Source organism: Streptomyces sp. NPDC002324, from assembly GCF_053593335.1.
The window spans coordinates 1-7,788 of the sequence record NZ_JBSFCF010000082.1 but is presented as its reverse complement, the minus strand read 5'-3'; the positions used below and the strand labels follow the sequence as shown (position 1 = coordinate 7,788).

The window sequence follows — 7,788 nt, the reverse complement described above, 5'->3', positions numbered from 1 at the left end:
CGGGCGGGGGGGGTGCCGTTTGGGGTGTGGGCGGGGCGTTTTTCCCGCTGGCGGCGGGCCCGGGGGGGCGGCGGCCCGGCTGGGTGGGGGCGCCCCCGCTCGCAGCCGTCGCACGCGAGGGCCTGCCTCCAGCGCCCGGGCGGGGTGACGCGCAGCCTCCTCGACCGCCTCGGCGGTACGCGGAGCCCATGAGCGACCGGCGGCGGCGCCACCCCGCGAGCGACGGTCGCGGCCGGGCGACCGCACAGAGGACTGTGCGGTCGCCCGGCCGCCCCGCGCACGTGCCCGCGGCCGGTCCGCGTCCACGGCTGCGGGCACGCTTCTCCTCCCGGGAGCACCCGTCGCCGGGCTCAGCCCTTCGTCATCGGGTCACGGCCGGTCGCGGTGGTGGTCGTCCGGGTGCGTGCCTCCCGCAGGGCCCGTAGCCGGGGTGGCCATTTGCGGGTGTCCCGGGGTTCGACGTAGGGCTCGTCGGTGGGGGAGCGGCCCTCGGAGATGGCGAGTTCGCGGGAGAGTTCCGCGTCGAATTCGAGGCCCAGCAGGATCGCGAGGTTGGTCAGCCAGAGCCAGATGAGGAAGACGACGGCGCCGGCGAGGGTGCCGTAGGTCTTGTTGTAGGAACCGAAGTTGGCGGCGTAGACCGCGAAACCGGCGGACGCGGCGAGCCAGATCAGCGTGGCGACGATGCCACCGGGGCTGACCCAACGGAAGCCCCGGCCGCGGACGTTGGGCGCGGCCCAGTACAGCAGTGCGATCATCAGCGTCACCAGCACCAGCAGCACCGGCCATTTCGCGATGTCCCACACCGCGATCGCCGCGTCGCCGAGTCCGATCGTGGTGCCCGCGCGCTCGGCCAGCGGGCCGGTGAACACCACGATCAACGCGCTCACCGCCAGCATCACCATCAGTACCAGGGTCAGGGCGATCCGCAGCGGCGTCACCTTCCACACCGGGCGGCCCTCCGGCAGGTCGTACACCGCGTTGGACGTACGGATGAACGCGGCCACGTACCCCGACGCCGACCACACGGCAGCGAGCAGGCCGACGATCGCCAGCAGACTGCCCGTACCGCCGCTGTCGCTCAACTGGACGACCGCGTCCCGCAGGATGTCCCGCGCCGGGCCGGGCGCCAGATCACCGATGTTGTCCAGGATCTTGTCGGTCGCGCGCTGTCCGACGACACCGAGCATCGACACCAGCACCAGGATGGCGGGGAACAGCGACAGGACACCGTAGTACGTCAACGCGGCTGCCCGATCGGCCAGTTCGTCGTCCTGGAACTCCTCGGCGGTGCGCCGTACCACCGCCCACCACGAACGTTTCGGCAGCCCGGTGGGGCCGTCCACGCCGGTCCGCTCCTCCGCCTCCGCTCCGGTCTCCGTCCCGTCCTTCGCCCCCTCCTTCGCCCCGGAATCCGGTTCCTTCCCCACCCGCTCGGCCTCGGGCCGCTTCTCGTCCATGACCGGGCGGGTCTCCCGAAACAGGGGCTCGAATCGCGGAGTTGACCTGAATCCTGGTTGAGGTTGGAAGGTGGTCGGTGCGCATACACCGAGTACCGATCATGGGAGAGCGGCATGACCCGTCGTACGGACCTCCATCCCGTCCTCGACCGCCCCGATGTCGGGGCGCCCTTCTTCAGCACCTGGGAGGTGGGTACGCCCGAGCGGCAGCGGCAGACCGTCGAGGCCGTCGCCGACACCTGGCAGCGCCGCCCCTGGCCCACCGACGGGTTGCTGGGCTACTTCGTCTACACGGCGCAGGACGGCTCCGGCCTGCTGCACTACTCCCAGTGGGCCGACGAGCAGGCGTACGAGGCCTTCGTGCGGACGCGCCGGCAGGAGCGCAACGACGCCATCGACACCGCCGTGCCCGGGATCGAGCGGGTGGGGCTCGGACGCTACCGGCGGTACCGCAGTCTCACGGGGGACGGCGACCGCGCCACCCGGGTGCCGGGGTGTGTCGTGATCGTCGACATCGAGTTCGAGGGGCCGGACCCGGCGCGGCAGCGGGCCTGGGTGGACGCCGTCGAAGAGGCACTGGCGGCCGAGCCGCATCCGCACCCCGGCGGTATCTCCGCCCACTTCCACCTCGCCACCGACGGCACCCGCGTCCTCAACTACGCCGAGTGGGAGACCGCGCAGCACCACATCGACGCCCTCGCGTCGCCCGGCGACGGAGTCGGCTCGCCCTCGGCGCACTGGCGGCGCGTGCAGACCTGGCCCGGACTGAAGAGCAGCACGGTCAAGCGCTACGAGTACGCCCTCGGCCTTCTCCCGGACTGACTCCGGCGCCGCCTCTCACCGAACACTCTGATCGCCTGGACAAAAAAAGTTTTCGGTGAGACGGTGGGGTCATGTTGGACGTCACCGTGATCGAGGACCCCGAGGCAGCGGCGGTCTCGCTGGATCCGATACGTGCCCGGCTGCTGGCCGAACTGGCGGCCGGGCCCGCCTCGGCCGCCATGCTGGCCGGGAAGGTCGGGCTGCCACGGCAGAAGGTGAACTACCACCTCAAGGCGCTGGAGCGGCACGGTCTGGTCGAGCTGGCGGGGGAGCGCCGCAAGGGCAATGTCACCGAGCGGCTGATGCGGGCGACCGCCGCGTCGTACGTGATCTCACCGCTCGCGCTCGCCGCCGTGCAGCCCGACCCGGACCGCTTCCGGGACCAGCTCTCCGCGCGCTGGCTGCTGGCGCTCGGTGCCCGGCTGGTCCGGGACGTGGGGTCGCTCGTCACGGGCGCGGCCAGGGCCCGCAAGGGGCTGGCGACCTACGCGCTCGACGGGGAGGTCACCTTCGCCTCGGCCGCCGACCGGGCCGCGTTCGTCCAGGAGCTGACGGCCGGGGTGAGCGCGCTCCTGCGCAAGTACGACGCGCCCGACGCCGCGGCCGGCCGGGGGCACCGGATCGTCGTCGCGGTCCACCCGACGGTCAGGCCGCAGGCCGCCGAGGCGGCGGCCCCGCCCGGCGGCTTCGAGGAGTCCGACCGTCGCGACGACCGGCCTGACCGGCCCGAAGTGTTCGACCAGCCCAAGCGGCCCGACCAGAGTGAACTGCCCGACCAGAGCGAACTGCCCAAGCAGCCCGACCAGACCGAACTGCCCGGCCTGTGAGACCCGTTGAGGAGCACGTCATGTCCAAGGAATTCGAGATCGCCCGGGAGTTCGAGGTCGACGCCACCCCCGAGGAGGTGTGGGAGGCCGTCACCGCCGGGACGGGCGGGTGGCTGTGGCCCATGGAGGCGCCCGAGCCGCGCGTCGGCGGCAGGGGGCCGTTCGGTTCCGAGGTCACCGCCTGGGACCCGCCGCACCGGTACACCAACCGGGTCGAGGACGTCGAGGGCATCTCCGAACAGACCCGCAACCAGCTGGACTACACGATCGAACCGCGCGACGACGGCAAGCGGGCCTGGGTGCGGTACGTGCACAGCGGCATCTTCGTCGACGACTGGGACAACCAGTACGACGGCGCCGCCAAGCACACCGGCTTCTACCTGCACACTCTGCGCCAGTACCTGACGCGCTTCAGGGGTCGTACGGTCACCGCGTTCGCCACCTTCGACGCGCCGGAGACGGCCGGGGCCCCCGACGCGCTCATCACGGTCGGACGCGCACTCGGTCTCGCGGACGACACCGCCGCAGAGGCTCGGGTCCAGGTCGAGGGCCCCGACGGGCAGCTCCTCGACGCCGTGGTCGACTACCGCGACCCGTACTTCATCGGCCTGCGCACCGACGACGCCCTCATCCGCTTCTTCGGACGCAACCACTGGGGCTACCGGGTGGGTATGAGCGTCCACGACTTCGCGCCGGGCGCCGACGCCGGGACGGACGAGAACGCGTGGCAGGGCTGGCTGAACGGCGTGTTCAGCCAGCCCTGATCGGCACGGACGGCCACGGCTCGGTCATGGCCGATCATGAATTGTCATGACCGGTCATGACCGGGGTGCGCGGCTCACGGCTCGAACCGCACCACCTGCGGGTCGTGGTCGCTGATCTGGTCGTTGAACTCCGAGTTGATGTGCACGCTGTCGTACGTGAACCCGGCGGCGCGCCGCACCGAGCGGCTGACCAGGATCTGGTCGAGGACCTGGGCGTTGCCCTGGAAGACGTACGAGTAACGCTCCCGCTTCGGCAGCGACTTGATCGCCGACCACAGGACGCCGTCCTTCTCCAGCAGCTCCGCGGTGTCGGAGAACTCGAAGTCGTTGATGTCGCCGAGGGCGATGACGGAGGCCTTCTTGTCCTTCGCCAGGACCTGCTTGACGAAGGTGTTCACGGCCGTCGCCTGCAGGTGGCGCTGGGTCTCCGAGCTGCGCTTCGGCGGCTGGAACTCCGAGTGCAGCGCCTGGTCCCCGCCCTTGGACGCGAAATGGTTCGCGATCACGAAGACGGGCTTGCCGCGGAAGGAGAACTCGCCGACGAGCGGCTTGCGGCTGTTCGTCCAGGCGGCGTTCGCCGGGTCGATCCGCCCCGGGGACACCGTCAGCCGCGCCATGCCGTTCGCCTTCGTCACGCCGACGGCGGTCGTGGCGTCGCCGCCCGCGCGGTCGGTGAAGGAGACCCGCGCGGGGTTGAACAGGAAGACCTGGCGGATGTTGCCGCCGGGCTCACCGCCGTCCGCGAGGTTCACCGGGTCGATGGAGCGCCAGTCGTACGCCGGACCGCCGGCCGCCGTGATGGCGTCGATCAGCTTCTTCACGGTCTTGTCGGCGGCGACCGTACCGTCGTTGGTGGCACCGTTGTTGTCCTGGATCTCCTCCAGGGCCACGATGTCGGGCGACTGCAGGTGGTGCACGATCGCGGCCGCGTGGTCCGCGAAGGAGGCGTCCGAGGGGTCCAGGTTCTCGACGTTGTACGTCGCCACCGCGAGCTCGCCGCGCGCCTGCTTGGCGGTCGTCTCGCGCTCCAGGCCGCCCTGCTTGAGGGTGCCGATGCGGTTGGCGACGAGCGTGTAGCCGCCGAACTGGTTGTAGTCCAGCGGGCCGGCCGTCGTGCCCTTCAGGACGTCACCGACGTTCGCCTTCGGGAAGTCGGCGACCGCGCCCAGCGACTGGATCTGCAGCCGGCCGGTGTTCTGCGAGGTGTAGGAGTCGTACAGCGCGCCACCGCGGCGGTTGTCGTTCTCCCGGGGCTTCACCGTGACCCACAGCTCGGTGAACGGGTCGCTGGCGCCGACCACGCGGGTGTCGGCGACCTGGACGTTCATGCCCTCCAGGGACTCGTAGTAGTCCAGGGCGTACGTGGCGGGAGCGAGCTTGAGACCGTTGACCGAGCCGCCGGCGGCGGGGTCGCCGGCCGGGGCGTACTTCTTCGGCACGGACTTGGTGTCGATGACCTTCGCGGCCGGGACGGCGTTGCCCGTGGAGACGACCGTGATCGTCGGGCGGGAGATCTGCGTCACGGACTGGTTTCCGGACGAAGTGCCGCCCGGTATGAACTCACCGACGGTGCCCGCGACCGTCACCGCGTCGCCCACCGAGACCGTCGGCCGGGAGCTGGTGAAGACGAAGACGCCCTCGCTCGTGGCGGGGTTGGAGTCGGCCTCGGGGTCCTGGATCCAGAAGCCGCGCGAGCCGTAGGTGCGCACGCCCGTGACGATGCCCTGCACCCCGGCGACCTGCTGGCCGGTGAGCGGGGACGTCCGGGTGGTGCCCTGGATGTCGTGGATGCGTAGCGAGTCCGCCTCGGCGGGCGAGGTCAGGACCACGGCGGACACCGTGGAGCAGATGGTGGCGACGGTCAGCGCGCCGATGCGCGCGGTTCTCTTGCTCGGCAAGGGGATCCCTCCGGGGACGTACGTGGGCGCCGGGACGAGAGTGGACGGGGTGGCCTGCGACCGGTGGGGCGGTGCGACGCGCGTAGAACCCGGCGGACCCGATGAACTCCGACGGTCGTGCCTGTGGGAGGCCCCGGAATCATCCCAGGGCTACCCGCGAGTTTCTACGCGCGTCAATCTCCTGCCTGGTCAGGCCAGTTGTCAAGGTTTCAGCCATGTCCAACTCCTGGCAGGTACATGAACCGGGCGGCATGGGTCCAAATCCGTCTAGGCTGAGCGGCTGCGTACCCGTACGCGTATCGCCTACGGAAAGCCCCCACGCCGGGGGCACCGCATCGCTCGGCAGTCGTTCGTCAGCACCCGTTCGTCAGCACCCGTTCCCGAGGAGATCCCCGCCGATGTCAGACAGCTCGCCACTGCCGCCGGTGCGGCTCCTCCCCGAAGCGGAGCTGGCGCGGGAGGCGCTCGCCACACCGCTGCTCTCGCGTGCCGTGCGGCTCGCCCGCTGGGCCGGGCCCGACACGCGCGTGGGCACCGGGGGCGAACTGGTCGACGAGCAACTGCCCGCCGCCGCCGAGGCGCTCGGGCTCACCGGGGCGGGCGTCGACGACGGCGACGCGGCGGCCTCGGCCAGTGAGGCCTGGCGGGTGGCCGTGGACACCGGGCTCGTCGAGATCGTGAACCCCGACGGACCCGACGGACCCGAGGGGTCGGAGGGAGGGGAGGAGGGGGCGGTCACCGTGGGCGAGGAGCTCGCCCTGCTCACCGGAGGCGGGCCGCAGGACGTGCTCGGCATCTGGCTCACCGCCCTGGAGACCGTCCTGGCCGACGCGAGCGTGCCCGACCTCGACGGCCTCGTCGACGCCATGGGGACCGGCGGCGCGATCGACTTCTCCGAGCTGGACTGGGACCCCGAGGCCGAGGCGGAGTTCCTCGACGGGGTGCTCGGCAACCTGTACCTCCTCACCGTCAGCGAGGACGGTCCCGACGGGCCCGTGCCGCTGCCGGCCCTCGCCGCCTCGATGATCGTCCCCGACGACATGGGGGAGCCCACCAACGACGTGCTGGAACAGGTCTCGGACGCGATGATGCGGCTGGACGACCAGTTCCGGGTGCTGGAGCCGATCGGGCTGGTGGAGTACCAGCCGGTCGACGAGGCGCTGATGACGGACGCGGAGGAGGTCGTCGCCGCAGAGGGGCCGGGCGGCGCGCCCGCCGTCGACGACACCGATGTCACGCGGTACGGCATGGTCCGGCTCACCCCGCTCGGGCTGTACGGGATGCGGGCCCGGCTCCAGGAGGCCGGCGTGCCGGCGCCCGCGGTCGGGGACCTCGTCGACAAGGGCGCGGACGCGCTGCTCGACGGCACCGCCGGGTTCCCGCCGGCGGCGGCCCAGGCAGAGACCGAGCAGTGGCTCGCCCGCCGGGAGCCGGCGTCCGCGGCGCGCGAGCTGCTCGCCGCCGCGCGGGGCGCCGACGCCGGCGCGCCGCTGCGGCGGCTGCGCTGTCAGCAGGCGCTGTCCCTCGTGGGGGCCGTGGCCGAGCCGGCCCTGCGGGAGGTGCTGGACGACCCCGAGCTGGGCGGGCTCGCCCGGGTGTGGCTGACCGAGAACGGAGCGGTCGACGTGCCCCTGCCGTCCGAGGCGTTGGTCTTCTGGCTGACCATCGACACGGTTGCCGCGCAGCTGGCGGCCGAGGGGAACTCCGCGGAGCTGCGGGCGCTGGTGGAGGGGCTGGCCGCGCAGCACGGTTCGTTCTTCGCGGCGGCGTGGCGGGTGGATCATCCGGCCACGCCCGATGTCCTTGAGGCGATGGGGCGGATCCACCCCGACAAGAGGGTGGCGAAGGAGGCGCGTAAGGCGGCGTTCAAGGCGCGGTCGCAGATGGGGCCGGGGGTTGCCGGTTCGTAGCTCGGGGGCGCCAGTGGCTCGGGGGTACGGGTGCGGCGGCGGGTGCGGGTGGGTGGGGGCTTCTCGCGCGGTTCCCCGCGCCCCTGAAGGGCAGGGGTGCGGGGAAC

General features: G+C 71.9%; 6 protein-coding genes. 4 read left to right on the top strand and 2 right to left on the bottom strand.

The window, feature by feature from the left end; all coding sequences use genetic code 11:
- Nucleotides 1-350: 350 nt before the first annotated feature.
- Entirely contained in the window at nt 351-1,460 is a 1,110-nt protein-coding gene (locus tag ACWCRJ_RS44270) for a YihY/virulence factor BrkB family protein (RefSeq protein WP_450944650.1), read from the bottom strand.
- 114 nt (nt 1,461-1,574) lie between these two features.
- Here ACWCRJ_RS44270 and ACWCRJ_RS44265 point away from each other — a divergent pair, with 114 nt between their 5' ends.
- The 3 genes from ACWCRJ_RS44265 (at nt 1,575) to ACWCRJ_RS44255 (ending at nt 3,873) form a co-directional block, all read left to right on the top strand.
- Nucleotides 1,575-2,282, top strand: coding sequence for an antibiotic biosynthesis monooxygenase (locus ACWCRJ_RS44265; RefSeq protein WP_450944649.1), 708 nt, complete (start codon nt 1,575-1,577; stop codon nt 2,280-2,282).
- 71 nt (nt 2,283-2,353) lie between these two features.
- Nucleotides 2,354-3,109: an ArsR/SmtB family transcription factor gene (locus tag ACWCRJ_RS44260; protein ID WP_450944648.1), complete on the top strand. Its 756-nt coding sequence runs from the start codon at nt 2,354-2,356 to the stop codon at nt 3,107-3,109.
- Nucleotides 3,110-3,129: 20 nt separating this feature from the next.
- Nucleotides 3,130-3,873 (top strand): SRPBCC family protein, encoded by a 744-nt coding sequence (locus ACWCRJ_RS44255; RefSeq protein WP_450944647.1) that lies wholly within the window; start codon nt 3,130-3,132, stop codon nt 3,871-3,873.
- 74 nt (nt 3,874-3,947) lie between these two features.
- Here ACWCRJ_RS44255 and ACWCRJ_RS44250 read toward each other — a convergent pair whose 3' ends face one another.
- Nucleotides 3,948-5,771: an endonuclease/exonuclease/phosphatase family protein gene (locus ACWCRJ_RS44250; protein ID WP_450944646.1), complete on the bottom strand. Its 1,824-nt coding sequence runs from the start codon at nt 5,769-5,771 to the stop codon at nt 3,948-3,950.
- Nucleotides 5,772-6,169: 398 nt separating this feature from the next.
- Between ACWCRJ_RS44250 and ACWCRJ_RS44245 the strand changes: the two genes are divergently transcribed.
- Nucleotides 6,170-7,681 carry a hypothetical protein gene (locus ACWCRJ_RS44245; protein ID WP_450944645.1) on the top strand — a complete coding sequence of 504 codons (1,512 nt, stop codon included), beginning with the start codon at nt 6,170-6,172 and terminating at the stop codon, nt 7,679-7,681.
- Nucleotides 7,682-7,788: the final 107 nt, after the last annotated feature.